A 1,541-nucleotide genomic window follows, 5' to 3' on the forward strand; every position below is an offset into this window, starting at 1 on the left:
CGCTGGACGTGGCGATCATTGGTGTGAGCGGGAGGTACCCGAACGCGAGGACGTTGAAGGAGTACTGGGAGAACCTGAAGGGGGGTGTGGATTGCATCAGCGAGATACCCAAGAGCAGGTGGGACCATGACAAGTATTTCGACCAAGAGCGAGGCAAGGCGGGCAAGAGCTACAGCAAATGGGGAGGATTTGTAGAAGGGGTGGAGGAGTTTGACCCGCTGTTCTTCAACATATCACCCAAGGAAGCGCAAGGGATGGACCCGCAGGAGCGCTTGTTCCTGCAATGCGCGTACGCAGCGCTGGAAGACGCGGGCTACACGAGGGAGAGCTTGGCTGGGCAGGTAGGTGTGTTCGTAGGGGCGATGTACCAGGAGTACCAGTTGTATGGGGCGCAGGCGCTGACGCAGGGGCAGGGGTACGCGCTGTCCAGCATGGCGTCCTCGATTGCGAACAGGGTGTCGTACTTTTGCAATTTCCAAGGGCCGAGCCTGGCGGTGGACACGATGTGTTCGTCGTCGCTGACAGCGCTGCACCTGGCGGCGCAAAGCCTGGCCAGGGGAGAGTGCGAGGTGGCGCTGGCCGGTGGGGTGAACGTGAGCGTGCACCCGAACAAGTACCTGCTGCTGTCGCAGGGGCAGTTTGTGTCAAGCGAAGGGCTGTGCCGCAGCTTTGGAGAAGGCGGGGACGGCTACGTACCGGGTGAAGGTGTGGGTGCGGTGCTGCTCAAGCCGCTGGCCAAAGCGGTGCAGGACGGTGACCAAATTCATGGGGTGATCAAAGCCAGCGCGCTCAACCATGGAGGCAAGACCAACGGGTACACGGTGCCCAACCCGAATGCACAGGCGCAGGTGATCAGCCAGGCGCTCAGGCAGTCTGGGGTGGATGCCAGAGAGGTGAGCTACGTGGAGGCGCATGGGACGGGCACGGCGCTGGGCGATCCGATCGAGATCGCGGGGCTGAGCAAGGCGTATGGGGAGCAGACGCAGGACAGGCAGTACTGCGCGATCGGGTCGGCCAAGTCGAACATTGGGCACTGCGAGAGCGCGGCGGGGATGGCGGGGCTGAGCAAGGTGTTGCTGCAGATGAAGCATGGGCAACTGGTGCCCAGCCTGCACAGCGAGAAGCTGAACGGGAACATTGATTTTGAGGGCACGCCGTTCGTGGTGCAGAGGGAGTTGAAGGCGTGGGTGAGGCCGGTGGTGGACAAGGCCGGTGTGAAGCGGGAGGTGGCGCGCACGGCGGGGTTGTCGTCGTTCGGGGCGGGAGGTGCCAATGCGCATGTGGTGGTGCAGGAGTACGTGGACACGGGCAAGAGGGTGCCCATCGAGGTGAGCGAACGGCATCCGGTGGTGATTGTTCTGTCGGCCCGGGACGAGGAGAGGCTGAGGGAGAGGGCGCAGCAGTTGCTGGAGGCGCTGGAAGGCTTCGGGCAGGATGATCTGGCCGACATTGCGTACACCCTGCAGGTTGGCCGCGAGGCCATGGCCCACCGCATGGCCTGCATGGTCTCCAGCATTGATCAGCTGCGCACCTTGCTGCAA

At 63.1% G+C, this 1,541-nt stretch carries 1 protein-coding gene; it reads left to right on the top strand.

Features of this window, described 5'->3' with window-relative positions:
- Positions 1–1,541: type I polyketide synthase (locus tag Q7V20_RS15440; protein WP_304792981.1), on the top strand; the 1,541-nt coding region annotated here is incomplete at both ends.

The sequence above is a fragment of the Aquabacterium sp. genome, from assembly GCF_030652515.1.
Classification (GTDB): Bacteria; Pseudomonadota; Gammaproteobacteria; order Burkholderiales; family Burkholderiaceae_C; genus Aquabacterium.